Here is a 23,642-nt window from a genome sequence, read left to right on the forward strand (position 1 = left end):
TAAAAGAGGAAAACGATGATTAAACAAAGCAAACAAATAAAGAAACGTTTGCCGGCTGTTCAGCTTCTCGCATTAGGATTTTTTCTCCTGATTTTAGTTGGCGGCGGCCTACTTACCCTACCATTTTTTAGTAATAGTGGGCATGGGACAAATTTTATCGATGCGCTTTTCACTGCAACTTCTGCTGTCTGTGTAACGGGATTGACAACATTGAATACAGCAGAGCATTGGAACAGTGCTGGTCAATTTTTGATCATGCTTTTGATTGAGATCGGCGGTCTTGGTTTTATGATGGTTCCGATTCTATGCTTTGCATTGATAAAGAAGAAAGTCAGTCTCAGCACACGTATTATATTAAAAGAAGCGCTGAATCTAGAAGAAGTATCAGGTGTGATGAAGCTCATGCTTTACATCCTAAAATTGGCCTTTGTGATCCAATTGATTGGTACGGTTGCTTTATCTTTTGTATTTGTGCCTGAATTTGGCTGGTTGAAAGGTATCTGGTACAGTTTGTTCCATGCAATCTCTAGTTTTTGTAATGCAGGGTTTGATTTGTTAGGAGACAGTTTAGCCAATCACCAGCAAAATGTTTATTTGATCATGGTGGTATCTGCTTTGATCATTTCTGGTGGGTTAGGCTTCATCGTATGGCGTGATTTACTGGAATATCATCAGAAAAAGAAGATGACGATTCATTCAAAAATCGCATTAACCGTTACAGGTACCCTTTTATTAGGCGGATTCGTTGTGTTCTTTTTCACAGAGCGCAATGGGGCAACGCTAGTGGAAGGGAATATGTTTCAACGATTGGCAAACACCTTTTTTATGAGTGTGACACCTAGAACGGCTGGATATTATTCAGTTGATTACCTCCATATGAGCCATGCAGGTCTGATTTTAACGATGTTTTTGATGTACATCGGCGGAACATCTGGGTCGACGGCCGGCGGATTGAAAACAACTACGTTAGGTGTGTTGCTGATCCAGATGCGTTCGATGTTGAAAGGACGTACGAGAGCGGAAGCATTTGGCCGTACCATCCGACAAGGCGCAGTGTTGCGGGCACTTACTTTATTTTTTGTTACGTTGACGTTGTGTGTAGTCGCCATCATGATTTTATCGGTGACTGAAACGATACCTAAAACTTCTGGCATCGAATATATTGCTTTTGAGGTCTTCTCTGCGTTTGGTACAGTAGGTCTTACGATGGGATTGACGCCAGACTTGACTGCAATAGGGAAATTGATCATTATAGCGCTTATGTACATTGGACGAGTTGGTGTATTGACTGTGGTCTTCTCTCTGATGACAAAAGCACAAAGAACACAATCAAAATACAAATATCCAGAAGAAAGTGTCATGATTGGATAATTTCATCTTCTGACAGAAACCTAGTGATTTAGTAAAATAAGAAAATAAAATAATTTTTCTTGCTTCTTGGATACTTTAAGTGCAAAATGTTCGTTTATTTTTTGAGGCACTACCCGTTGTTGAACCTCGGGTAGTGCCTCTTTTTTATTGAAAGGAATCAATAAGATTTGATTCCTTTATTTATCAATAGGTTATAATTCATATTTTTTTATTTTTTCTTTTACGATACTTAGTCCAGAAGCTAAAATTTCAAGGTTATTAGAGGATAGGGAAATTCGAACGAATGCATCTGGTTGCGCACGTGTAGTAAAGCGTCTGGAATGATAAAGTCGGATACCGTTAGCAAGAAAGTCATTCTCAATTATCTTAGGGTCAATCTCAGGATCAACTGGAAGAATTCGATAGTAAGGGACACGATTCGTTGGTTTTTCTACTTTGAAAAGAGAATCAAAAAGCTGATTGGCTCTTTTTGTAAGACTTAATTTAGTTTCTAAGATCCTATTTGCTTCATTTGAATGGAGGATTTGAGTGATGACTTCCACATCTAATCCAGAAGTTTTCACATTTATATTAAAAATTGCTTGTTCTATCTTGCTTTGGACATGTACTGGAACTACAAGATAAGCAACTCGCAATCCAGAACAAATAAATTTTGTCATTCCAGCTAAGTAGATTGTTTGGTTAGGTAATAAATTTTGGAAAGGAGGAATGATCGTATGTTGATAGTAAGTTGTTAAAAATGAATGGATATCATCTTCAATAACCCATAGACCTTCTTTTTCAATCACTTCGGCTAATTGCTCTCGTCTTTTGTGAGAGATTTGAAACCCTATAGGATTATTACAAGAAGGCATAAGAAAGACACCATGAATCTTCTTTTTTCTACATTCCTGAATCAATATATCAGGTCGCATTCCTTGCTCGTCAAAATCAATTGGAACGATCTCTAAATGATATAACTGAGCCAATTCAATGAAATTAGCGTATGTATATCGGTCTGTTGCTATTCTATCACCTGGAGAGAAAAGTGCAGAAAGTGTGATAGCCAATCCATTTTGAACACCGGAAACAATAGATAGAGATTCTAAGGACGGAATGACTCCTTGAGTTTTTAACCAATTTGCTGCAGTAGTCAATTGAAAATTTGTGCCTTTGGGATCTTGGTAATTAAGCAAACCAACAAGATTTGGGTTATTACTAGTTGATTGAATAAACGGGACAACGAATTTATTACATTCTTCAAAAGAACTAACCAGACCAAAATCAATGATATGTTCGGTTACTTCATTGGTAGAGATGGTGATGGACTCAAAGACATTGGGAGAAATAAATGTGCCACTTCCAATATTCGTATACAGCAAACCTTTCTCAATTCCATATTTATAAGCCTTGCCAACGGTAGTAAAATTTAAATCTAAATAATCAGCTAGCTCTCTTTGGGAGGGTAACTGAGTGTTTTTCTGTAATTTATTCTTTAAAATATCTTGTTCTAATTGTTGAATCAACGATCGATAATAAGGACGCTTCAATTTTTGTTTGTCTGGTCGCCAAGTTAACGGGTAATTGTCATAAGAATTAATAGGCATTTTCTCCACTCCTTAAAATTGTATACCATACAATTTTACCATTGATTGTATTGATTTTAGAAGTTAATCTTTTGTGAGGAGGGAATTGTCTATGAAAATTATTAATTTTGAGGAAGTAGTAGCTTCTTTTAGTTTTGAAGAAGCGATTCAAGTAATGAAAAAATGTTTTTTTGATTATGAAAGTGGTAAAATCAGCCAAAATCCTCGATTGGTGGAAATTTTACCTGACGGAAAAGGCAAAAATATGTTTGCGATGATGCCTGCTTATTTGGGGGAGAACAGATATTTTGGCACAAAAGTCATTACCGCTTTTCCGGATAATCATCAGTATCATTTACCTTCTCATTTAGGAGAGATTTTCTTGTTTGATGCTCAAAACGGACTACCCAAAGCATTGATAAACGCAAATGCAGTCACCTGGATTCGAACAGCTGCTGTATCTGCGCTGGCAACAGATTACTTAGCAAATCCGCATGCAGAAACACTTGCTTTAATTGGAGCTGGTCAACAAGCATTGTCGCATTTGACTGCGATTTCTACCATTCGTCCCATCACTACAGTGTTTGTTTACGATATTTTAGAAGAAAGACGAAATACTTTTATCGCTAAAGCTAAAAAACAGTATCCTAAAATAACGTTTATAAATGCAATATCAGTAGAAGATGCAGTACGTCCAGCGGAAATCATTTGTACGTTGACCTCTAGTAAAGAGGCATTTCTTCAAAAAGAGTGGGTAAGGGAAGACGCACATATCAATGCTGTGGGCACATTTACTCCTGATACAAGAGAGATAAGTACATCGTTGATGGAAACTTCTCAAATCTATGTAGATGATTACTCAGCTGCCTTAACAGAAAGCGGGGACCTGCTTATAGCCATGGCAGAAGGAGATTTAGAGGAATCTTGTATTGTTGGTACATTAGGCGAATTAGTTTCTGAGAAAAAAACATTTTATAAAGGAGAATCGAGGCCGACGATTTTCGACGCAGTTGGTCTAGCTATTGAAGATCTTTGTTGTGCAGAATATATTTATAACAAATTAGAGAAAGGGGCTTTAAAATGAACTTAGATTATTACGTAGTTGATGCATTTGCAGATGAGGTGTTCAAAGGAAATCCAGCAGCGGTTTATGTGCTAGAAGAATGGCTGCCAGAAGGTACGATGCAAAAAATTGCCATTGAAAACAATTTATCTGAAACAGCATTTACAGTGAAGAAAAACCAAGAATTTGAGCTTAGATGGTTTACGCCAGATCGAGAAATCGATCTTTGTGGTCACGCGACATTAGCAACAGCATTTGTTTTATTTAACTATTACAAAATACCTGATGAAACGATTAAATTTTCTACTCAAAGCGGTAATCTATTTGTGACAAGAATTAAAGATTATTATTACATGGATTTTCCTAGTATTATGCCGAAAAAAGTGCCGATATTGTCTGAATATGAAGAAGCGATTGGGGCTAAGATTAAAGAAGCCTACTTAGCACGTGATTTATTTTTCGTATTAGAAGATGAAAAAACGGTGGCTAAATTGCAGCCAGATTTTACAGCTATCAAAAATTTTGAATTAGGAATAGGAGTCATCGTGACAGCAGAAAGTGTGCAAAAAGACTTTGTTTCTAGAACCTTCTTTCCAAAATTAACAATCAATGAAGATCCAGTATGTGGATCAGCACATTCTAATCTTATTCCTTATTGGGCAGAAAGAATGAATAAAACAAAATTGTCAGCTTATCAAATGTCATCAAGGGGCGGGGATCTAGAATGTGAATTAAAAGAAGATCGTGTGATAATAGGAGGAAAAGCAGTTTTGTTTTCTAAAGGTACCTCGTTTATTTGATTTCTTTCAAATGAATTAAAAATAAATTGGTGGAGAGTGGCAACCTTATAGCTACAATGGTTGTTAAAAAAAGACGCAAACTTTTTCAATTTAATGAAAAGTTTGCGTCTCATTTTAATTATTGGTGTTTGTTTTTTATTCAATCAAGAGTAAAATGCCCCATACTAACTATCCTCGGATGACTTCGATTTTATAACCATCAGGGTCAATGACAAAGTAGTAAGAAGGCGCAGTGCCAGGTAATCCTTTTAAGTCAGTAATCTCAAGACCAGCAGCTTTATGTTGCTCGTGTAATTTTTCTAGATCATCAGCTGCTATAGCGATATGACCATAGCCGTCTCCTAGATCATACGCACCATGATCATAGTTGTAAGTCAACTCTAATTCATAGTCATCCCCAGGAAGTGTCAAATAAACAAGTGTAAATTTGTTTTCTGGAAAATCACGGCGGCGGCTTTCTTCAAAACCAAATGCCTTTTGATAAAATTCGATTGATGCTTCAAGATCTTTCACTCGAACACATGTGTGAGCCATTTTCATAGATTCATCTCTCCTTTTCCTTTTACTCAATCATAACAAAAAGAAGTAAGGAAATAGTTGATTTGTGCTTGTTCATGAGAAATTTCTCATGTAAAATGGATAGAAAATAAAACTGTTAAGGTGGAAACTATTCATGGATAAACCAATTTTTGGTGAAAAAAAGCAATTTGCTGATTATCAAACCCGTTATGCAGCATATATTGTCATAGAAAGAGATCAGCAGATTGCAGTAATCGAGGCTCCAAATGGTGCTTTTTTTCTTCCTGGCGGGGAAATTGAAGGAGAAGAGACGAAAGAAGAAGCGATTGTCCGTGAGCTGATAGAAGAAATGGGAATTGTGGCAGAAATTTCTTCTTATCTGGGAGAAGCTGATGAGTATTTTTACTCGAATTATCGTGCAACTTATTATTATAATCCAGGATATTTCTTTGTTGCTGATTCTTGGAAGCGTATAGGAGAACCAACTGAAAAGACCAATAAAATTTGGTGGGTGAGCCCTCAAGAAGCGCTTGTGAAATTGAAACGTGGTAGCCACCGATGGGCAGTCGAGAGATGGATCGAAAAAAATAAAAACTGAAAGAAAGCGAGTAGATCAGCTTTCTCTCAGTTTTTTTATTTATTACAGTACATATTTTTTGATTGCTTCAGCTACACCGTGCTCGTCGTTTGATGAAGTGATGACATTTGCTGCTTCTTTGACAAGAGAAACGGCATTTCCCATTGCTACTCCTAGACCAGCATATTCAATCATGGATAAGTCGTTCTCGTTATCTCCGATAGCCATGATTTCATCTTGATCAATACCAAGGTGCTGTGCGAGATTCGCAACTGCCGCACCTTTACTTGCTTCTTTATTTAGTACTTCGAAGTAATAGGGCGCACTTTTGACCGTTGTGTATTTATCACGGAAAGTTTGCGGTAAACGCGCAATTGCTGCATCTAAAATTTCTGGTTCGTCGATCATCATCATTTTGACGATGTTCATGTCTGGTGTCATTTCTTCAGGTGTTCGATATTTTAGCGGCATCTTGACTAAACTTGCTTCGTGGATCGTATAAGCGCTGATATCTCGATTAGGCGTGTAGATCGCTTTGTCATCGATCGAATGGAGATGACTGCCGACACGGCGTGCCATCACTTCGATCTCTAGGAAATCTTCATGTGTCAGTCCGTGACGGGCGATGATTTTACCTGATTTCGTTTGTTGTACGAGTGCCCCGTTATAAGTAATAACGTAATCATTATCTTGAAAAAGGTTCAACTCGTTTAACTGTTCCTGGACACCTGGTAAGGGACGGCCAGTGCATAAAACGATCGAAACACCTTTTGCAACAGCAGCGGCAATCGCTTCTTTTACTTCTTTTGTTACTTCTCTTTTCTCATTTAATAAAGTACCATCGATGTCGATAGCGACTAGTTTGATAGACATAATTTCCTCCAATATATTTTAATTTATTTCAATCAATGCGCCATTACGGATATGGCTGGCAAATTCTTGATAAGTTTCGTCAAATAAATCATAATGATCACGCAAGGACGGATCAACCATTTCTTTTGGAAAGAAAAATCGCTCATCTCCTTGTTCTTGTCCCGCTAATGCAGCAACAAGCTGACTAACCTGTGATAATTCTATCAAAGTTCCGTCATTTCGCAAAATCTCGATTTGTGTGCGATGTCTGCCTTGTTCTGGGCGATAAAAATCATAAGGTAGATCGTAGCTAGAATTCACAGCAGTGTAATAAACAGGATTATATCCGACCTTTTCTACTAACAAAGTGAGTTCTTGGACTAATTTTGAATCCCGGTTGCCAGAAAAAGTAGCAGATTTCAGTGGTTTACGATTCAAAAAACGTTTAGCTAAATCATTTAAAATAGGATCAGCAGATTCAGACCATTGAGTAAAGTAAGTGCCCAAGACCCCATCATCAAGTTTGAGGTATTCTTCTAAAGTAAAGCTTCCGTCAAGAAATGGCAGAAGTAATTGAGAATGGAGTTCAAAACTGCTGGCATCTTCTTGATACAACTCGTGTGCGCGATGAAGCAGATGCTCCAAAATTACTTCCATACCACGGGAAACAGGATGGAAGTACACTTGCACATACATTTGATATCGGCTAACGATATAATCTTCCACTGCATGCATGCCACTCATGGAAAAAGCGATCCCGCCTTCATAAGGACGAATCACACGTAATATTCGGGTAAGATCAAATGTTCCATATTCTGTTCCAGTGAAATAAGCATCCCGAAGCAAATAGTCCATTCGATCTGCATCGATCTGACTAGAAATCATTTGGACAACTTGTGGGTTGGGGTAAGTTTTTTGGATCACACTAGCTACCTTTTCAGGAAAACCTTCTTCTACTCGGTTAAGAATCTGATACACTTCTGTTTCTGGAGAAGTGATGATCTCTACAGTGATGGCTTCATGATTCGTATGGAAGATATGTTCAAATGTATGAGAGTAAGGACCATGACCGACATCATGCAACAGTGCCGCACATAAAGTCACCAGCCGTTCCTGATCATCCCAGCCTCCGTTGCCTATTTTTTCTTTTGAAAAATTTCGAGAAAAGATATCGCAGATTCGTCTTGAAATCTCATAAACGCCTAATGAATGAGTAAAACGGCTATGTTCTGCTCCGTGAAAAGTGAAAGAAGAAGTGCCTAATTGTTTAATGCGTCGTAGACGTTGGACTTCTTTCGAATTGATCAAATCTAAGATTACTTGATGCTGGACATGGATATAGTTATGGACTGGATCACGAAAAACTTTTTCCATAGGCAGCATTTGATATTTATAAGGGGTTGTCATAATGTAGCTCCTTTATGTTATTACGTTGTTCCATTCTCTGGATTTGGTTGTTCCATTGCTCCAGCTGGATTTCTTTTTTTAGCCAGTCGGTAGAATCCTGTAAATCACTTGCAGAATACAGCTTTTCAAAAGCTTTTGCAAATGCTTCTTTGACTTCTTTTACAAAAAGGGGTTGGTCAAGCAGTTCTTCAAGTGTTGCCATTGTAGCAGGATCCACTGCAGGATAGCCATTTGTACCAAAGTCTTCTTTTAAAGCAGATTGATAAAATCGCTTCATGACTTGCCCGCGTTTTTCCTGATTACCGTTGACACTTAAGTACATCATAACAGAAATCCCATTTTTGATCCGACGCTGAGCGATACCGGCAAATTTTTTGCCATGGATGCTTAAATCATAAGTTCCAGGACAATAAGAATGGGTGATTTCGAATGCTTGTATCGGTGCCTTTGGAAAAGCGTATTTAGTCAATAGGAGCATTTGCTCGTAAGCGTCATCTATGGTTATTTTTTTTGTGTCACTTTGGGGGAAAATCAAAGAAATATTCAAAATTCCTTCATCTGATACGATCCCTAATCCACCTGAATTTCTGATCACTGGAGCGTAACCTGCATCTTTCAGTGTTTGGATCCCGTCACTTAGAAAAGGAGTTCGAACATCCTTCATACCTAAGATGACTGTGCAGTCATATTGCCAGAAATGTAAAAAGATTTGCTGGTGTTCTTTAGAATATTCCGTTAATATATCTGTTAATGCAAAAGGGGAAAAGTCGTTTTTTTGATAAATGTGCTGATCTAGTCGAATCGCAGGGTTCATTCAACCGGCTCCTTTGTATAAATTCATATTTTCTACAATATTATACTCTAAAATCAAAGAGTTGTTTTGGAAAAAAGGTTTTCTGTAAAAATGGACAAGTTGGTTGACAAAACAAAAGAAACTAGGAACAATGTAGCTATGAGAAGTAAAGGAGAATGAATAATGGAATTATCACAAGGAACACCGATTTCAATCAAATTGCGTACAAAAGTAAAACAGCAAGGGGAAGTGCAAGATTTTTATTTTGATTTGAAAGGGCAAATGGTGACAATTGGCGATACGCTGTACATACGTTATAAAGAGATTCAGGAGGAGACGGGCGATGAGATTCCTGTAACGATCAAATTAGTTCCAGATGGTCATGTACAGCTGATCCGTGCAGGAGAAATGCGGATGCGTTTGAAATTTGGCTATAAAGAACGGTTAGAAACATCCTATCGAACACCATACGGTATGATCCAGATTGCTACTTTTACGAAAGAACTGCATGTTAGTTTGAAAGACCGTCCCACAGCAGGGAAGGTTCGAATCGATTATGATCTGTTCATGGGACCGGAAAAAATCGGCGAATATTATTTGACCTTGGATTTTACAGCGTAAATATAAAAGAAAAGTTTGATTTTTTGTGTCTGATTTTGTATGATAAGGAGTAGACTGTGAAAGGACGTGTCCTGATTGGAAATTAGTGTATTTGAAGGTGCAAACAAAAGCGAATTATCAATGATCGAAGTAGCACACGCGATCTTAGAACAACGTGGCGATGTCATGGATTTTTCTGATTTAGCTAACCAGATCCAAAACTATCTTGGGAAATCAGACAGTGAAATTCGTGATTCACTCGCACAATTTTATACTGACTTGAATATTGACGGCAGCTTTATCTCATTAGGGGATAATCGTTGGGGCTTGCGTTCATGGTATGCTATCGATTCGATCGATGAAGAAGTAAACCATGGAATGGACGAAGAGGATGAAGATACTCCACGTCGCCGTAAACGCAAGAAAGTCAACGCCTTTATCAATGATGATGAAGACGCGATCGATTACAATGACGATGACCCAGAAGATACAGATCTGACAGAAGAAGATGACGATGATCTGTTTGATGACGATGATGATGAAGATGAAGAAATCGCTGCTTATAATTCTGACTTGCAAGAAATCGGAGCAGATGACCCGACAGATGATGAAGAAGACTTGCCAGGAAATATCGAAGAAGATTTAAGTATCATAGACGAAGACGATGATGATGAAGATTATGAAGAGGAAGAATTTTCTGACTCTGAAAAAGAATAAACATTATTTTCTTACGAGAGGTTGTGACAGAGACGATCAGCCTATCAGAATAAGGAGGTGTGACACGATTTTTGTCACACCTTCTTTTTTGTATATAAAAATCCCAAGTAAATACATAAAAAATAAAAAAATTGAAACTTTTAGCGCACCTTGTACGTCATATTAAGTGAGGCAGAAAGGAGTGGAGAATGATTTTTACTGGATATAAGAAAAAACGGCAGATCGAAAAATACCGTCACCTGCTGAATGGACTCATCGAAACTGATTATCAAAAAATGTTCCGTATCACGATGAATTACGTACATGATAAAGAAGAGGCCTTAGATGTGATGCAAGATAGTTTTCATAAAGCCCTGAACTATTTTGAAAAAGAAAAAGAGATCGAGCATTTTAGTGCATGGTTTTATCGGATATTGATCCGCACGGCATTAGATAGTTGGCGCAGACAAAAAAGGACGCCTGTGGACTTATTTGAAATTCAAGATATCCCCCAACAGTTACCTTTAGAAACTTCCGTTGCAGAGCTCCATATGATTTTAGATAAAATAGACAGTCCGGAAAAAGAGATTCTGATCCTCTACTTTTTTGAAGGATTTCGTTTGAAAGAAATTGCGACTATCTTGGATATGAATGAAAACACAGTTAAAACGAAAATGTACCGCTCATTGAATGCTTTACGTCAAATCCTAGAATGAAGGAGAGAAGAGTGCCATGTATTCCCAAAAAGAAAATTTAAAAAAACTAAAGAAAACTTATAAAGAACAAGCAATTCCCAAAGGGCTTAAAGAGGAGATCCGCCAGCGTTTTATTATCGAAGAGCAATCATTTATAAAAGCAAAGCGGAGAAAGAGACGTCTCCAAGGGTTCGGAGTATCTTTGGCTATCGTAATGATTACAACAAGTAGCCTTCTTTTTAATAGTCAAGTTCGAAGCTTTGCAGAAGATTTACCCATCTTAGGATCAGTCATTGAATTGATCTTAGGCGAACGCTTTACTGATCGATCTGAAAAAATCGATATTCAGGTACCGAAGATCAATACACAAAATGAGAAAGAAAATAAAACAATTCATGGATTAAATCAAAAATACTTTCGCGAAGGACAAGCAGATTTTGAAAAAGCTGAAAAAGAATATGGAAATTTTGAAACGGATCATTACCAAGTTTTGGGAGATTATCAGAAAATCGTAGACGATAACCGGTTTCTCGTGATTGAAAGGCAGATCACCCAAACAGCAGCAGATAGCTATGTTGAAAAAAGATACGACACAATCGACAAGAAAAACAGTGTCCAGCTCTCACTTCCACTTTTATTCAAAGATGACACCTATCTATCTGTTTTGACAAAAGAAGTCAAACGGCAGATGGCCGAACAAGTCAAGGAAGATCCATCTAAGTACTATTGGACTGAGCAAGATATTCAAGAAGGGACGATAGAAAAACCAACACTTGTTACGCCTACACGAAGTTTTTATTTGAACAAAGAGCATCAATTAGTTTTGACTTTTTCTCAATACGAAATTGCTCCTGGTTATATGGGTACACCAGAATTTGTCATTCCTAAGTCCGTGACAAAAACGATTTTGGCATCGGAAGATTATTTGGATCATTAGACGAGAAGTAGTTGCGACTAGCAGTTTCAATTTTCAAGTAAGTACAAGTAAATAATAAGAAGAGAAAAAGAGAAAGAAGAGATATAGTGAAAAGAAATTATTTAGTTATCAGTATTATTGCTTTATCCGTGCTTTTGTTTTTCGAAATTACTTCGGTGGCCTCCTTGATCACCGAAGTAAAAGGACAAACACACTCTTCGGAGCATTCGTCACAATCTTTCAAACAATCAGAACAATCAACCATTAAAAGCCAATCAACTGAAACAGCTAACGTCAAAGAAGCCATTCAAGAATCAGCGGAAAAGGTACAAAGTCAGTCATCACAATCAACACAAGACAGTACAAAAACGAGCCGAGATCCGGCTGTCAAAAGCGTCGCAATCAGCTTTGATGATGGACCAGGAGCGACCACAACACCGCAGCTTCTGCGAATCTTAAAAGAAAAAAACGTGCATGCCACTTTTTTCGTCTTAGGAGAAAATACGGCGCAGCATCCTGAAATCGTGAAGCAGACAGCTGAAGCAGGGCACGAGATTGGCAATCACACATACGATCATCAGAATCTGGCCACTCTTTCTGCCCAGTCGATGACGGAGGAAGTGACGAAAGCAGACACTGAGATCAAAAAAGTCACTGGCAAAACCCCCACTTTTGTTCGTCCGCCCTATGGTTCTGTCACGAATGTAGGAGCAACGATCATCCAGCGACCGATCATCGAATGGTCTGTTGATTCAGAAGATTGGAAGACAAGAAATCCTGATTTGATTTTGCAGAAGATCCAAGCAACAGTATACGATGGGGCAATTATTTTATTCCATGATATCTATCCTGAAACGATTCGTGCCGTTCCTCAAGTGATCGATTATCTGAAAGAGCAAGGGTATCGCATCACGACAGTTGGGGATTTATTAGGGCATCCAACGGCTGTCGAGAACTATTATGGCAGAAACGATCATCGGCCAGTTCAGTAAGTGAGACAAGTATCTTTAATAAATAACACATTTTAATAAGTAGTTGAACACATAACTACCTTACTTGCAAAGGCTTAACAATATCTATACAGGTACAACAAAAAACTGTCCACCAATTTTCTTTGGCGGACAGTTTTCACTTAAAAATAAAGAAGCAACTATTCGTAAATTATGCTAAAATAGCAGTAGAACGCGTCCTGAGGGAATCGAACCCCCGTCTCAAGAACCGGAATCTTACGTGATATCCACTACACTAAGGACGCAAGCACTGGGATAATTGTAACTAAACAGATAAAAAATTACAAGGGGATTGGACAAAAAAATGAAATTTGAGCAAAATTTTTCACAAAAACAGCAGCAGACACAGAAACTAGCCATGACGCAACAGTTGCAACAGTCCATCCAAGTTTTACAATATAACAGTGAGGAGCTGTTGGCATTCGTTGAGAATCAAGCAATGGAAAATCCATTGGTGGAAGTTGTTGAGCCGGAATGGCAGCCAGATTACATAAAAGCTTCTTCATCTTCTTATGAAGGAGAAGAGACAAATTACCTAAATCAGATTCCTGATACAAAAGGGTCTTTATTTGATTCATTGATCGAACAAGTCCATTTGAATTACCGAGATACTTTTTTGAGGAAAATCGTTCTTTATCTTGTAGAATACATCGATTTGAACGGATTTTTGACGATTAGTTTAGAAGAAGCCGGAAAAGAGATTGGAGCTACGCCTATCCAAATGCTCGATGCGTTGACTCTGATTCAGCAATTAGAACCAGCTGGAGTAGGTGCACGTAGTTTGCAAGAATGTCTCATGCTTCAAACAGAACGAGATGATTATGCGCCGGAATTAGCTTATATCGTGTTGGAAGAATGTTTTGAGGAACTGGTGGAGCGAAAATGGAAAGAAATCGCACAACGTTTTTCTGTTGATCTACATGCTGTTCAGCAGATATTCGACTATTTACAAACGTTGAGTCCAAGCCCTGGCCGGATTTTCGACCGTAGCAGCGAATTGTACATTATTCCTGATGTCCGGGTATTAGTGGACGACGATAAAAATGTACAAGTTATCTCAAACCGAAAAAATCAGCCAAATATACGCTTTCAAGAGAGTTACTTCAAACAAATGTCACAACAAGCAGATAAAGAAACTGAAAATTATTTAAAAGAACGGAAACAGGAATTCGAATGGTTGAAGAAAACGATCCTACAACGTGGGGATACAATTTTGCGGGTTGCTCAAGTCATTGTTTCCCGGCAAAAAGCTTTCTTTATCGACAAGGAACGTCCAATCAAGCCTCTTACGTTAAAGGAAGTTGCAACTGAGATAGATGTGCATGAATCCACGGTCAGTCGTGCAGTCAACGGGAAATATTTGGAAACAGACTTCGGTGTATTTGAATTAAAAAAATTTTTCACTACACGAATTCCTACGAATAGTACAGAACAGACAGAAGACCTTTCAGCAGATACAGCGAAGAAAAAGCTGCAGGAATTAGTCGATCAAGAAGACAAAAACAAGCCGTTGTCTGACCAGAAATTGGTTGAATTGCTGAAAAAAGATGAGATAGCGATCTCAAGACGAACAGTAGCAAAATATCGTGATTTATTAGGAATCCCGAGTTCATCAAAAAGAAAACGTTATGATAACTAATCAGTCAAAAGACTAGAAAAAGTATTTCACTTTTTCTAGTCTTTTTAGTTGAAAAACGAGAGCAAAACTGTTAGACTTACAGTCGTGAGGTTGAGATTTCCCTTTATTGATGTGAAATTCGAATAGTTAATTTCTTTTTTTATCGTATATGGGTCGTTTTAAGTCTACATTGGACGTAAAGTGTCCAACTAAGGAGATCGCTATGCTGGATGAAATAAAAATGATTGAATCTGTTGCACCAGATATTATCGAAGTGTTGCAAGAACGCTATAAAATTTTACGAAATATCTATTGGATGCAGCCGATTGGACGTCGAAGTTTATCGGAAAGTATGGGGATCACAGAACGAGTATTGCGAACAGAAACAGATCTTTTGAAAAATCTGAATTTGATCGACACCTCAAAAAGCGGTATGACGCTGACAACTAAGGGCGAAGAAGTTTATCAAAGCCTTGAAAACTTCATGGATCAGCTTTTAGGTACGCATCAAACCGAACAACAGTTGGCAGAATATTTTGGTAACCAACGCTGTATCGTTGTTTCAGGAAACAGCGAAGAGCAGACCAAAGTGGCTGATGCATTCGGCGAAGCGCTGAGCGAAGCCCTAGACCGACTACTTCCAGAAGGCGAGAATATCATCGCTGTGATGGGAGGAACTACTATGGCTGTGGTAGCCGAACAATTGTCTAATCTGGAAAATAAGAAACGGCATAACCTGTTTGTCCCTGCAAGAGGCGGGATTGGTGAAGCGATAACTGTACAGGCAAATTCTGTCAGTGCAAGAATGGCTGCTAAAGCAAACGGTAACCACCGTGCACTTTATGTTCCGGAACAATTAAGTCTGGCAACTTACAATTCTTTACTCAATGAGCCATCTATCCAAGAAGTCTTAAACTTGATTAGTGAAGCGAATTGTGTTATTCATAGTATTGGGCGTGCATTACACATGGCAGCACGTCGTAAGATGACTGAAAAAGAATTAGTCATGCTGAAACAAGCAAATGCTGTTGCGGAATCTTTTGGCTACTTTTTCAATGAAAAAGGTGAAGTCGTTTATAAGGTCCCTAGAATCGGCATAGAATTGCAAGATTTGGAAAAAGTCCCGATCATCATGGCAATCGCGGGCGGAAAATCAAAAGCTAAAGCAATTCGAGCTTATATGAAAAATGCACCAAAACAAACGTGGCTCATCACTGATGAAGCTGCTGCAAATGAGATTTTAAAAGGGGTAACCCTTTAAAATAAATATTTTTTTGATTTTCATAAGGAGGAAATCTTAAATGACAGTTAAAGTAGGTATTAATGGTTTTGGACGTATTGGACGTCTAGCATTCCGTCGTATCCAAGATGTAGATGGAATCGAAGTAGTAGCAATCAACGACTTGACAGATGCTAAAATGTTGGCACACTTGTTAAAATACGACACAACTCAAGGACGTTTCAACGGAACAGTTGAAGTTCATGAAGGTTCATTCAACGTAAACGGAAAAGAAGTTAAAGTATTAGCTAACCGCAACCCAGAAGAATTACCATGGGGCGAACTAGGCGTAGATATCGTTCTAGAATGTACTGGTTTCTTCACTTCTAAATCAGCAGCTGAAAAACATTTAACAGCTGGTGCTAAACGCGTTGTTATCTCTGCTCCTGGCGGAAACGATGTTCCAACAATCGTTTATAACACAAACCACGAAACATTAACTGGTAAAGAAACAGTTATCTCAGGTGCTTCATGTACTACTAACTGTTTAGCTCCTATGGCTAAAACATTGAACGACAAATTTGGTGTTGTTGAAGGATTAATGACAACTATCCACGCTTACACAGGTGACCAAATGACTCTAGACGGACCTCATCCTAAAGGTGACTTCCGCCGTGCACGCGCTGCTGCTGCAAACATCGTTCCTAACTCAACAGGTGCTGCTAAAGCTATCGGTTTAGTAATTCCTGAATTGAACGGTAAATTAGACGGAGCTGCTCAACGTGTTCCTGTACCAACAGGTTCATTAACAGAATTAGTAACAGTTCTTGAAAAAGAAGTAACTGTTGACGAAATCAATGCAGCAATGAAAGAAGCTTCAAACGAATCTTACGGATACAACACAGACGAAATCGTTTCTTCAGATATCGTTGGTATGACTTACGGTTCATTATTTGATGCTACACAAACTAAAGTAATGACAGTTGGCGACAAACAATTAGTTAAAACTGTTGCTTGGTACGACAACGAAATGTCATACACTGCACAATTAGTACGTACTTTAGAATACTTCGCTAACTTATAAGATAGACAAACGTACAAGTGTAAATTATAGACATGTACATTTAAAAGCGGGGAAGCAATCGCGCTTCTTCCGCTTTTTTTGATAATAAGTTTATTCAGGAGGAAATAAAATGGCTAAGAAAACAGTGAAAGATATCGATTTAAAAGACAAAAAAGTTCTTGTCCGTGTTGACTTCAACGTTCCTTTGAAAGACGGCGTGATCACTGACGACACTCGTATCAAAGCAGCATTGCCAACAATCAACTACGTTCTAGAACAAGGCGGAAAAGCAATCCTTTTCTCTCACCTTGGACGTGTAAAAACAGAAGAAGATAAAGAAGGAAAATCTTTAGCTCCAGTTGCAAAACGTCTAGGCGAATTATTAGGTAAAGAAGTAACATTCGTACCTGAAACTCGCGGAGAACAATTAGAAGAAGCAATCCGCAACATGAATGACGGCGACGTTGTCGTATTCGAAAATACACGATTTGAAGATATTGACGGTAAAAAAGAAAGCAAAAATGATACAGAACTAGGTAAATACTGGGCTTCATTAGGCGATGTATTTGTTAACGATGCTTTCGGTACAGCTCACCGTGCACATGCTTCTAACGTAGGTATCGCTTCAACTGGTATCCCAACAGTTGCTGGATTCTTGATGGAAAAAGAAATCAAGTTCATCGGTGAAGCAGTAGAAGAACCAAAACGACCAATGATTGCAATCCTTGGTGGCGCAAAAGTTTCTGATAAAATCGGCGTAATCGAAAACTTGATTCCTAAAGCAGATAAAATCTTGATCGGTGGCGGAATGACTTACACATTCTACGAAGCAAAAGGAATCAAGATCGGTAACTCTCTAGTAGAAGCTGATAAAGTGGAACTAGCAAAAGAATTAATCGAAAAAGCAGGCGACAAACTTGTCTTGCCAATCGACAATGTCTGTGCACCAGAATTTTCAAATGATGTTGAAACACAAGTAATCGAAGGAGACATTCCTGATGGTTTGATGGCTTTAGACATCGGCCCAGCATCAGTAAAATTATTTGCTGATACATTACAAGGTGCAAAAACAGTTGTTTGGAACGGACCTATGGGTGTATTTGAAATGAGTAACTTTGCTAAAGGTACAATCGGTGTTTGTGAAGCAATCGCTAACTTAGAAGGCGCAACAACAATCATCGGTGGCGGAGACTCAGCCGCAGCAGCAGAACAATTAGGATTTGCTGACAAATTCACACACATCTCAACAGGTGGCGGCGCAAGCTTGGAATTGCTTGAAGGTAAAGAATTACCAGGACTAGCAGCAATCAACGATAAATAAACGACCAAGTTTGCTCAATTCTGACGAGTAATCGAACAAAAGGTGAAGGGAGTTTTCATGACTCCCTAGCCATTTTTCAATAAATTAAGGAGTGTGTTCCTCAATGCGTAAACCTATTATCGCAGGTAACTGGAAAATGAACAAAACTGCATCAGAAGCAAAAGAATTTGCTGAAGCAGTAAAAAACAAAATCCCTTCAAATGACAAAGTTGATTCAGTCATCGGATCTCCTGCATTATTCTTACAAGAATTAATGACATCAGCTGAAGGTACAGAACTAAAAATCTCAGCACAAAACTGCTACTGGGAAAACTCAGGTGCGTTCACTGGTGAAACTTCACCAGCAGCTCTTGCTGATCTAGGTGTTCATTATGTGATCATCGGACATTCAGAACGTCGTGAATATTTCCATGAAACAGACGAAGACATCAATAAAAAAGCGAAAGCTATCTTTGCAAATGGTATGACACCAATCCTATGCTGTGGCGAATCTTTAGAAACCTATGAAGCAGGCAAAACTGCTGAATGGATCGAAGGACAAATTACAGCTGGTTTAGCTGATCTTTCAGCTGAACAGGTGTCAAACATGGTTATTGCTTATGAACCAATCTGGGCAATCGGTACTGGTAAATCAGCTGACGCACAAATCGCTGACGAAATTTGTGGAGTTGTACGTCAAACAGTTGAAAAACTTTATGGAAAAGAAGTATCAGAAGCAGTTCGTATCCAATACGGCGGTTCTGTAAAACCAGAAAATATTGCTGAATACATGGCAAAAGAAAATGTTGACGGTGCTTTAGTCGGTGGCGCAAGCTTGCAAGCAGATTCATTCTTGTCATTGTTAGACGCTGTAAAATAATTGTTGAAAATTTGCGAAAAATGCAAGAAATGTTTGCACTAATGAGCAAAATTAACTAAAATCGTATATGAGGGAAATCCCTTAGGAAAAAACAAACTCAAAGGAGAGACAAAACATGTCAATTATTACTGATGTTTACGCTCGCGAGATCTTAGACTCACGTGGTAACCCAACAATCGAAGTAGAAGTATACACAGAAAGCGGAGCTTTTGGCCGCGGAATGGTTCCTTCAGGTGCTTCAACTGGTGAATACGAAGCAGTTGAATTACGTGACGGAGACAAAGCTCGTTATGGCGGTAAAGGTGTAACTAAAGCTGTCGACAACGTAAACAACATCATTGCTGAAGCAATCATTGGCTACGATGTTCGTGACCAAATGGCTATCGACAAAGCTATGATCGCTTTAGACGGAACTCCTAACAAAGGTAAATTAGGTGCGAACGCTATTTTAGGTGTTTCTATCGCTGTTGCACGTGCAGCTGCTGACTACCTAGAAGTACCTTTATACCACTACCTAGGCGGATTCAACACAAAAGTATTGCCAACACCAATGATGAACATCATCAACGGCGGATCACATGCTGATAACTCAATCGACTTCCAAGAATTCATGATCATGCCTGTTGGCGCTCCAACATTCAAAGAAGCTCTACGTATGGGTGCTGAAGTATTCCACGCATTAGCTTCAATCTTGAAAGCTCGCGGATTAGCAACTTCTGTTGGTGACGAAGGTGGATTTGCTCCAAACCTTGGTTCAAACGAAGAAGGTTTTGAAGTAATCATCGAAGCAATCGAAAAAGCTGGCTATGTACCTGGTAAAGACGTTGTTCTTGCTATGGATGCTGCTTCTTCAGAATTCTACGACAAAGAAAAAGGTGTTTACGTACTAGCTGATTCAGGCGAAGGCGAAAAAACAACTGACGAAATGATCAAATTCTACGAAGAATTAGTTTCTAAATATCCAATCATCTCAATCGAAGACGGATTAGACGAAAACGACTGGGACGGATTCAAGAAATTAACTGACGTATTAGGCGACAAAGTTCAATTAGTTGGTGACGACTTGTTCGTAACAAACACTCAAAAATTATCTGAAGGTATCGAAAAAGGAATTGCTAACTCAATCCTTATCAAAGTGAACCAAATCGGTACATTAACAGAAACTTTCGAAGCTATCGAAATGGCTAAAGAAGCTGGCTACACAGCAGTTGTATCTCACCGTTCTGGTGAAACAGAAGATTCAACAATCTCTGATATCGCTGTTGCAACAAACGCTGGCCAAATCAAAACTGGTTCTCTATCACGTACTGACCGTATTGCTAAATACAACCAATTACTACGTATCGAAGACCAACTTGGTGAAGTTGCAGAATACAAAGGTTTGAAATCTTTCTACAACTTAAAAAACAAATAATTCTTTTCTAATGAAGATACATGATCGACTATTGAAAGATAGTCGAGTATGATCACTTAGTTAAGTAATCGAACTCTCTACTTGCTGAAATATCAGCAGGTAGAGAGTTTTTTTGCAACTAGCTTCTGTATATGATGTTTACAAAGAATGGTACAAGAAAAGATCATCCTTGAAAAAGGAAAGCTAACAATAACTAGCATCATATAAGAGCTTTTAAGGATAGAACAGTAGAATAGGAATCTATGGGCAAGTCCTCTCGTATAAATAAAATAGGAGGGAAGTAGCAGCATATTTTTCATAAAGTGGCTCTCTTTCTTCATTTTTACTTTGGTTGCTCCTATTTGAAAATTCGAGCACACTCAAATACAATAAAAAGAAATGGCAAGGGAGAGGATTAGATGAAAAAAGAAGAAAAAATCGCGATTTTACAAGAGATCATCCGAATTAAATCAGTGAATGGAAACGAAGGTGAAGTAGCAGCCTATTTGAATAAGCTTTTGGCAAAGCATGACATAACAGGAGAGATTGTTTCTTACAGAGATGGTAGAGATAATTTGATTGCTCGTTACCAAAAGGGCCAATCAGGAAAAGTGTTAGGCCTATCTGGGCATATGGATGTCGTGGCGGCTGGTGATGAATCGTCTTGGACCTATGCACCCTTTGCAGCAGAAATCCATGGGAACCGTTTGTACGGACGTGGTGCTACAGATATGAAGAGTGGCTTGGCAGCAATGGTGATTGCCATGATCGAACTGAAAGAGTCAGGAAAACCATTTAACGGAACAGTCAAATTATTAGCCACTGTCGGAGAAGAAGTGGGTGAACTAGGTGGGGAACAGCTCACGAAAGCAGGCTATGTAGATGACTTAGATGCCTTGATCATCGGAGAGCCAACCAATTACAGTTTGATGTATACGCACATGGGATCAATCAACTATACAGTCACCTCGCACGGAAAAGAAGCGCATAGCTCTATGCCAGACCAAGGTTATAATGCAATCAATCACCTAAATGAATTCATTACGAAAGCAAATGCTGAAATGAATCACCTCGCTGAAACAATCGAGAATCCTGTCCTAGGAAAAACAATCCATAATGTTACATTGATCAGTGGCGGGAATCAAGTCAACAGCATCCCAAGCCATGCGCAGCTCCAAGGGAACATTCGATCGATTCCAGAATACCCAAATGATAAAATCATTGCATTGCTGCAATCAATCGTCAATGAATTGAATCAAGAGACAGACTATCATTTGGAATTGATGATCGATTACAACAAAATACCTGTCAAAGCTGATCCAGATTCTCCTTTGATTCATTGCATTCAGCAACAATTCAGCCAGCCATTACCTTTAGTTGGAGCGGCAGCAACAACGGATGCAGCCGAATTTACGAAAGCTAACCATTCCTTCGACTTTGTCGTCTTTGGGCCTGGTGTCGTTACTTTGCCTCATCAAGTAGATGAGTATGTTGAAATCGATAATTATTTGGATATGATCGAAAAATATCAAGGAATTATTTTATCCTACTTAGCGTAAGATTTTTTTTATAAATGAAAAAACAGAGCCAGATTAGCATTATTTTGCTAATCCAGCTCTGTTTATTTAGCCTATTTTTCTTTTTGAATATATCAAGCGTTGTGGCAACATAGTGATGACTAATGAAACAACGACGATAGACAACAAACGATCAAGGTAGTCTGTACCTGCCTGTACCAAGATCACACTTGTTGTCTGACTTAAACCTAACCCATGTAATAGCTGAACGATCATACTGGATCCTGAGGAGGTGATCCCGCCAAATAACTGAACGGTAATGATCGAAGAAACGATCGTTCCAGGTACCGACAAAATCAAAGCGAGTAATAACAGTTTCAAGCTGTTTTTATCTTTGCCGAGATATCTTGGCAAAATCAATCCAGCAAGCAAGCCTGTGAGAATTTGGATTGGCGAATAATACAGAGAAAAAATATCTGTAGTCACTCCACTTAAAATACCGCTGGACAATCCTGTCAGCATTCCAGGTACAGGCCCAAGCAATGCACCAGCAAAAATCGTTCCGATAGAATCGAGATAGATTGGCAAACGAAGCCATAAAGCAATCGTTCCTCCAATATAATTGATCCCAATACACAAAGCCATCACTGTAAGTACGCGAGTTGCCATTTTGTTTTTATTCATTTTGTTAGCCCATCTTTAACCTTTCCAAATCTTTCATAATCGTTTCTTCTTGTGCATTTAAAAGAACGGTTAAAAACTTTCGGAAAAAAAGACGAGTATCTACTTTTGTCATAATTTTACTGTTAGCAGGTTTCTGCCAAAATTCATAACGATCAACCAATGTTTGTCCACGACTTATTCCTTGAGTTTCCACAGCAGTGAAGCTTTTGAAACCTTCACAGATGGCCCCCTCGATAAAATAAGCAACAGCTAACGGATCATTGATGACACATCCTAAAATTCTTTCTTGTTTCCAGTGGAAGTCAAAATAAAAACGAGTGATCGCTTTTAGATACTCTCCCTCTTCAGGATTCATTTGACAGCAGTATTCGAGGATAGTCGGTGTCAAGACGATTTCTCTTGTCACATCTAACCCAACCATTTCTATCGTTTGTTTGAGATTCTCGAATACATAAGAAGCTGCTTCAGGATCACACCAGTAATTGTATTCAGCAACTGGTGAACAGTTACCATGGCTTTTGTAAGTTCCACCCATCGAGACAAAACGATCCATATGTTTCCCAATATTTGGGTTGACTTTCAAAGCAAAAGCGATATTGGTCAAAGGACCCAAAGCAATGACTGATGTATTTGTCTTTTCTTTGAAATAATCAGCCAAAAAATCAACGGCATGGAGAGGTTCTGCCTGTTTTCTCAAGATCATCGGGAAATTTGTTTCCCCTAAACCATCCATACCATGAGTGTCTTGTGCACTGATGAAAGGTTGCTTCAAAGGTTTTTCCATTCCTTGATAAACAGGAATGTCTAAACGATCACAGCGTTCCAGGCATTTCAGCACATTCTGCGTACCTATATCTGCAGGGACATTCCCACAAACTACGGTAATAGCAACTACTTCGATATCAGGGGATTTGACAGCTAATGATAAAGCTAAAGTGTCGTCGATCCCTGGATCGCAATCAATAATTACTTTTCGCATTATTTCCAGTCTCCTTTCTTTAGAGATACTTAGTTTTTTATTCTGGGAAGTTTCCGAACCAGTCCAAGACGAGCGTCTTGATTATAATGCACGAAATTAGTATACTGGCTTTTATTGCGAATGTA

General features: G+C 38.6%; 23 protein-coding genes, 1 tRNA gene and 1 riboswitch. Of the genes, 16 read left to right on the forward strand and 8 right to left on the reverse strand.

Annotated features, from left to right (window positions below):
• The first annotated feature begins 15 nt into the window (after window positions 1–15).
• Window positions 16–1,371, forward strand: coding sequence for a TrkH family potassium uptake protein (locus IGL15_RS04310; protein WP_002295106.1), 1,356 nt, complete (start codon window positions 16–18; stop codon window positions 1,369–1,371).
• A gap of 191 nt (window positions 1,372–1,562) precedes the next feature.
• On the opposite strand, the gene IGL15_RS04315 is transcribed toward IGL15_RS04310, so the two are convergent.
• Window positions 1,563–2,957: a PLP-dependent aminotransferase family protein gene (locus IGL15_RS04315; protein WP_002296450.1), complete on the reverse strand. Its 1,395-nt coding sequence runs from the start codon at window positions 2,955–2,957 to the stop codon at window positions 1,563–1,565.
• A 91-nt stretch (window positions 2,958–3,048) separates the two neighbouring features.
• Here IGL15_RS04315 and IGL15_RS04320 point away from each other — a divergent pair, with 91 nt between their 5' ends.
• Both IGL15_RS04320 and IGL15_RS04325 read left to right on the forward strand, forming a co-directional pair.
• On the forward strand, window positions 3,049–4,020 hold the full coding sequence (locus IGL15_RS04320) for an ornithine cyclodeaminase family protein (protein ID WP_002296449.1): 972 nt from the start codon (window positions 3,049–3,051) through the stop codon (window positions 4,018–4,020).
• Complete coding sequence (locus IGL15_RS04325) at window positions 4,017–4,799, forward strand: PhzF family phenazine biosynthesis protein (protein ID WP_002295114.1); 783 nt, start codon at window positions 4,017–4,019, stop codon at window positions 4,797–4,799. The genes IGL15_RS04320 and IGL15_RS04325 overlap by 4 nt, the downstream gene beginning before the upstream one ends.
• Window positions 4,800–4,967: 168 nt before the next feature.
• Here the strand turns inward: IGL15_RS04325 and gloA are convergent, their stop codons facing one another.
• Window positions 4,968–5,339 (reverse strand): lactoylglutathione lyase, encoded by a 372-nt coding sequence (gene gloA, locus IGL15_RS04330; protein ID WP_002295115.1) that lies wholly within the window; start codon window positions 5,337–5,339, stop codon window positions 4,968–4,970.
• Window positions 5,340–5,472: 133 nt separating this feature from the next.
• Between gloA and IGL15_RS04335 the strand changes: the two genes are divergently transcribed.
• The gene (locus IGL15_RS04335) at window positions 5,473–5,916 is read left to right on the forward strand and encodes an NUDIX domain-containing protein (protein WP_002295117.1); all 444 of its coding nucleotides are present in this window, start codon (window positions 5,473–5,475) and stop codon (window positions 5,914–5,916) included.
• A gap of 42 nt (window positions 5,917–5,958) precedes the next feature.
• Here IGL15_RS04335 and yidA read toward each other — a convergent pair whose 3' ends face one another.
• From yidA to IGL15_RS04350, 3 genes are read right to left on the reverse strand one after another with little or no spacing between them, the layout of a single operon-like run.
• Window positions 5,959–6,768, reverse strand: a complete 810-nt coding sequence (yidA, locus tag IGL15_RS04340) for a sugar-phosphatase (protein WP_002295119.1) — start codon at window positions 6,766–6,768, stop codon at window positions 5,959–5,961.
• A gap of 18 nt (window positions 6,769–6,786) precedes the next feature.
• Window positions 6,787–8,154 carry an HD domain-containing protein gene (locus IGL15_RS04345; protein ID WP_002295121.1) on the reverse strand — a complete coding sequence of 456 codons (1,368 nt, stop codon included), beginning with the start codon at window positions 8,152–8,154 and terminating at the stop codon, window positions 6,787–6,789.
• Window positions 8,138–8,968 carry a lipoate--protein ligase family protein gene (locus tag IGL15_RS04350; protein ID WP_002295123.1) on the reverse strand — a complete coding sequence of 277 codons (831 nt, stop codon included), beginning with the start codon at window positions 8,966–8,968 and terminating at the stop codon, window positions 8,138–8,140. Before IGL15_RS04350 ends, IGL15_RS04345 begins: the two co-directional genes overlap by 17 nt.
• Before the next feature lie 162 nt (window positions 8,969–9,130).
• Between IGL15_RS04350 and IGL15_RS04355 the strand changes: the two genes are divergently transcribed.
• The 5 genes from IGL15_RS04355 to IGL15_RS04375 all read left to right on the forward strand — a co-directional run bounded on the left by IGL15_RS04355 (window position 9,131) and on the right by IGL15_RS04375 (window position 12,846).
• On the forward strand, window positions 9,131–9,568 hold the full coding sequence (locus tag IGL15_RS04355) for a DUF1934 domain-containing protein (RefSeq protein WP_002295125.1): 438 nt from the start codon (window positions 9,131–9,133) through the stop codon (window positions 9,566–9,568).
• Window positions 9,569–9,643: 75 nt separating this feature from the next.
• Window positions 9,644–10,264 carry a DNA-directed RNA polymerase subunit delta gene (gene rpoE / locus IGL15_RS04360; RefSeq protein ID WP_002292825.1) on the forward strand — a complete coding sequence of 207 codons (621 nt, stop codon included), beginning with the start codon at window positions 9,644–9,646 and terminating at the stop codon, window positions 10,262–10,264.
• Window positions 10,265–10,452: 188 nt separating this feature from the next.
• A complete protein-coding gene (locus tag IGL15_RS04365) occupies window positions 10,453–10,959 on the forward strand; it encodes an RNA polymerase sigma factor (protein WP_002295126.1) in 507 nt (168 codons plus the stop codon).
• Window positions 10,960–10,975: 16 nt separating this feature from the next.
• The gene (locus tag IGL15_RS04370; protein ID WP_104765422.1) at window positions 10,976–11,875 is read left to right on the forward strand and encodes an RsiV family protein; all 900 of its coding nucleotides are present in this window, start codon (window positions 10,976–10,978) and stop codon (window positions 11,873–11,875) included.
• Between the two features lie 86 nt (window positions 11,876–11,961).
• Window positions 11,962–12,846 (forward strand): polysaccharide deacetylase family protein, encoded by an 885-nt coding sequence (locus IGL15_RS04375; protein ID WP_002295129.1) that lies wholly within the window; start codon window positions 11,962–11,964, stop codon window positions 12,844–12,846.
• Between the two features lie 191 nt (window positions 12,847–13,037).
• On the opposite strand, the gene IGL15_RS04380 is transcribed toward IGL15_RS04375, so the two are convergent.
• Window positions 13,038–13,109: transfer RNA gene (locus tag IGL15_RS04380), tRNA-Arg, on the reverse strand.
• Window positions 13,110–13,168: 59 nt separating this feature from the next.
• Here IGL15_RS04380 and rpoN point away from each other — a divergent pair.
• From rpoN to IGL15_RS04415, 7 genes are all read left to right on the forward strand, one after another.
• Window positions 13,169–14,503: an RNA polymerase factor sigma-54 gene (gene rpoN / locus IGL15_RS04385; RefSeq protein WP_002295132.1), complete on the forward strand. Its 1,335-nt coding sequence runs from the start codon at window positions 13,169–13,171 to the stop codon at window positions 14,501–14,503.
• A gap of 148 nt (window positions 14,504–14,651) precedes the next feature.
• Complete coding sequence (locus tag IGL15_RS04390) at window positions 14,652–15,743, forward strand: sugar-binding transcriptional regulator (RefSeq protein ID WP_002321448.1); 1,092 nt, start codon at window positions 14,652–14,654, stop codon at window positions 15,741–15,743.
• Window positions 15,744–15,783: 40 nt separating this feature from the next.
• Window positions 15,784–16,785, forward strand: a complete 1,002-nt coding sequence (gene gap / locus IGL15_RS04395; RefSeq protein WP_002292818.1) for a type I glyceraldehyde-3-phosphate dehydrogenase — start codon at window positions 15,784–15,786, stop codon at window positions 16,783–16,785.
• Between the two features lie 109 nt (window positions 16,786–16,894).
• Window positions 16,895–18,085 (forward strand): phosphoglycerate kinase, encoded by a 1,191-nt coding sequence (locus IGL15_RS04400; RefSeq protein WP_002295135.1) that lies wholly within the window; start codon window positions 16,895–16,897, stop codon window positions 18,083–18,085.
• 103 nt (window positions 18,086–18,188) lie between these two features.
• A complete protein-coding gene (tpiA, locus tag IGL15_RS04405; RefSeq protein WP_002292815.1) occupies window positions 18,189–18,944 on the forward strand; it encodes a triose-phosphate isomerase in 756 nt (251 codons plus the stop codon).
• Between the two features lie 115 nt (window positions 18,945–19,059).
• Entirely contained in the window at window positions 19,060–20,358 is a 1,299-nt protein-coding gene (eno, locus tag IGL15_RS04410; protein WP_002292812.1) for a phosphopyruvate hydratase, read from the forward strand.
• Window positions 20,359–20,756: 398 nt separating this feature from the next.
• Window positions 20,757–21,896, forward strand: a complete 1,140-nt coding sequence (locus IGL15_RS04415) for an ArgE/DapE family deacylase (RefSeq protein WP_002295137.1) — start codon at window positions 20,757–20,759, stop codon at window positions 21,894–21,896.
• A gap of 66 nt (window positions 21,897–21,962) precedes the next feature.
• Here the strand turns inward: IGL15_RS04415 and IGL15_RS04420 are convergent, their stop codons facing one another.
• A complete protein-coding gene (locus tag IGL15_RS04420) occupies window positions 21,963–22,538 on the reverse strand; it encodes an ECF transporter S component (RefSeq protein ID WP_002289479.1) in 576 nt (191 codons plus the stop codon).
• A 4-nt stretch (window positions 22,539–22,542) separates the two neighbouring features.
• The gene (locus tag IGL15_RS04425) at window positions 22,543–23,517 is read right to left on the reverse strand and encodes a nucleoside hydrolase (protein ID WP_002296444.1); all 975 of its coding nucleotides are present in this window, start codon (window positions 23,515–23,517) and stop codon (window positions 22,543–22,545) included.
• 23 nt (window positions 23,518–23,540) lie between these two features.
• Window positions 23,541–23,585, reverse strand: a riboswitch (PreQ1 riboswitch).
• Between the last annotated feature and the right edge of the window lie 57 nt (window positions 23,586–23,642).

The organism is Enterococcus sp. DIV0436a, assembly GCF_051711605.1.
Taxonomy (GTDB): domain Bacteria; phylum Bacillota; class Bacilli; order Lactobacillales; family Enterococcaceae; genus Enterococcus_B; species Enterococcus_B faecium.

Bases quoted from the DNA above. Each gene is read 5' to 3' on its own strand.
- IGL15_RS04310 (WP_002295106.1), top strand. From the start codon at position 16: ATGATTAAACAAAGCAAACAAATAAAGAAACGTTTGCCGGCTGTTCAG.
- IGL15_RS04315 (WP_002296450.1), bottom strand. From the start codon at position 2,957: ATGCCTATTAATTCTTATGACAATTACCCGTTAACTTGGCGACCAGAC.
- IGL15_RS04320 (WP_002296449.1), top strand. From the start codon at position 3,049: ATGAAAATTATTAATTTTGAGGAAGTAGTAGCTTCTTTTAGTTTTGAA.
- IGL15_RS04325 (WP_002295114.1), top strand. From the start codon at position 4,017: ATGAACTTAGATTATTACGTAGTTGATGCATTTGCAGATGAGGTGTTC.
- gloA (WP_002295115.1), bottom strand. From the start codon at position 5,339: ATGAAAATGGCTCACACATGTGTTCGAGTGAAAGATCTTGAAGCATCA.
- IGL15_RS04335 (WP_002295117.1), top strand. From the start codon at position 5,473: ATGGATAAACCAATTTTTGGTGAAAAAAAGCAATTTGCTGATTATCAA.
- yidA (WP_002295119.1), bottom strand. From the start codon at position 6,768: ATGTCTATCAAACTAGTCGCTATCGACATCGATGGTACTTTATTAAAT.
- IGL15_RS04345 (WP_002295121.1), bottom strand. From the start codon at position 8,154: ATGACAACCCCTTATAAATATCAAATGCTGCCTATGGAAAAAGTTTTT.
- IGL15_RS04350 (WP_002295123.1), bottom strand. From the start codon at position 8,968: ATGAACCCTGCGATTCGACTAGATCAGCACATTTATCAAAAAAACGAC.
- IGL15_RS04355 (WP_002295125.1), top strand. From the start codon at position 9,131: ATGGAATTATCACAAGGAACACCGATTTCAATCAAATTGCGTACAAAA.
- IGL15_RS04365 (WP_002295126.1), top strand. From the start codon at position 10,453: ATGATTTTTACTGGATATAAGAAAAAACGGCAGATCGAAAAATACCGT.
- IGL15_RS04370 (WP_104765422.1), top strand. From the start codon at position 10,976: ATGTATTCCCAAAAAGAAAATTTAAAAAAACTAAAGAAAACTTATAAA.
- rpoN (WP_002295132.1), top strand. From the start codon at position 13,169: ATGAAATTTGAGCAAAATTTTTCACAAAAACAGCAGCAGACACAGAAA.
- IGL15_RS04390 (WP_002321448.1), top strand. From the start codon at position 14,652: ATGGGTCGTTTTAAGTCTACATTGGACGTAAAGTGTCCAACTAAGGAG.
- gap (WP_002292818.1), top strand. From the start codon at position 15,784: ATGACAGTTAAAGTAGGTATTAATGGTTTTGGACGTATTGGACGTCTA.
- IGL15_RS04400 (WP_002295135.1), top strand. From the start codon at position 16,895: ATGGCTAAGAAAACAGTGAAAGATATCGATTTAAAAGACAAAAAAGTT.
- tpiA (WP_002292815.1), top strand. From the start codon at position 18,189: ATGCGTAAACCTATTATCGCAGGTAACTGGAAAATGAACAAAACTGCA.
- eno (WP_002292812.1), top strand. From the start codon at position 19,060: ATGTCAATTATTACTGATGTTTACGCTCGCGAGATCTTAGACTCACGT.
- IGL15_RS04415 (WP_002295137.1), top strand. From the start codon at position 20,757: ATGAAAAAAGAAGAAAAAATCGCGATTTTACAAGAGATCATCCGAATT.
- IGL15_RS04420 (WP_002289479.1), bottom strand. From the start codon at position 22,538: ATGAATAAAAACAAAATGGCAACTCGCGTACTTACAGTGATGGCTTTG.
- IGL15_RS04425 (WP_002296444.1), bottom strand. From the start codon at position 23,517: ATGCGAAAAGTAATTATTGATTGCGATCCAGGGATCGACGACACTTTA.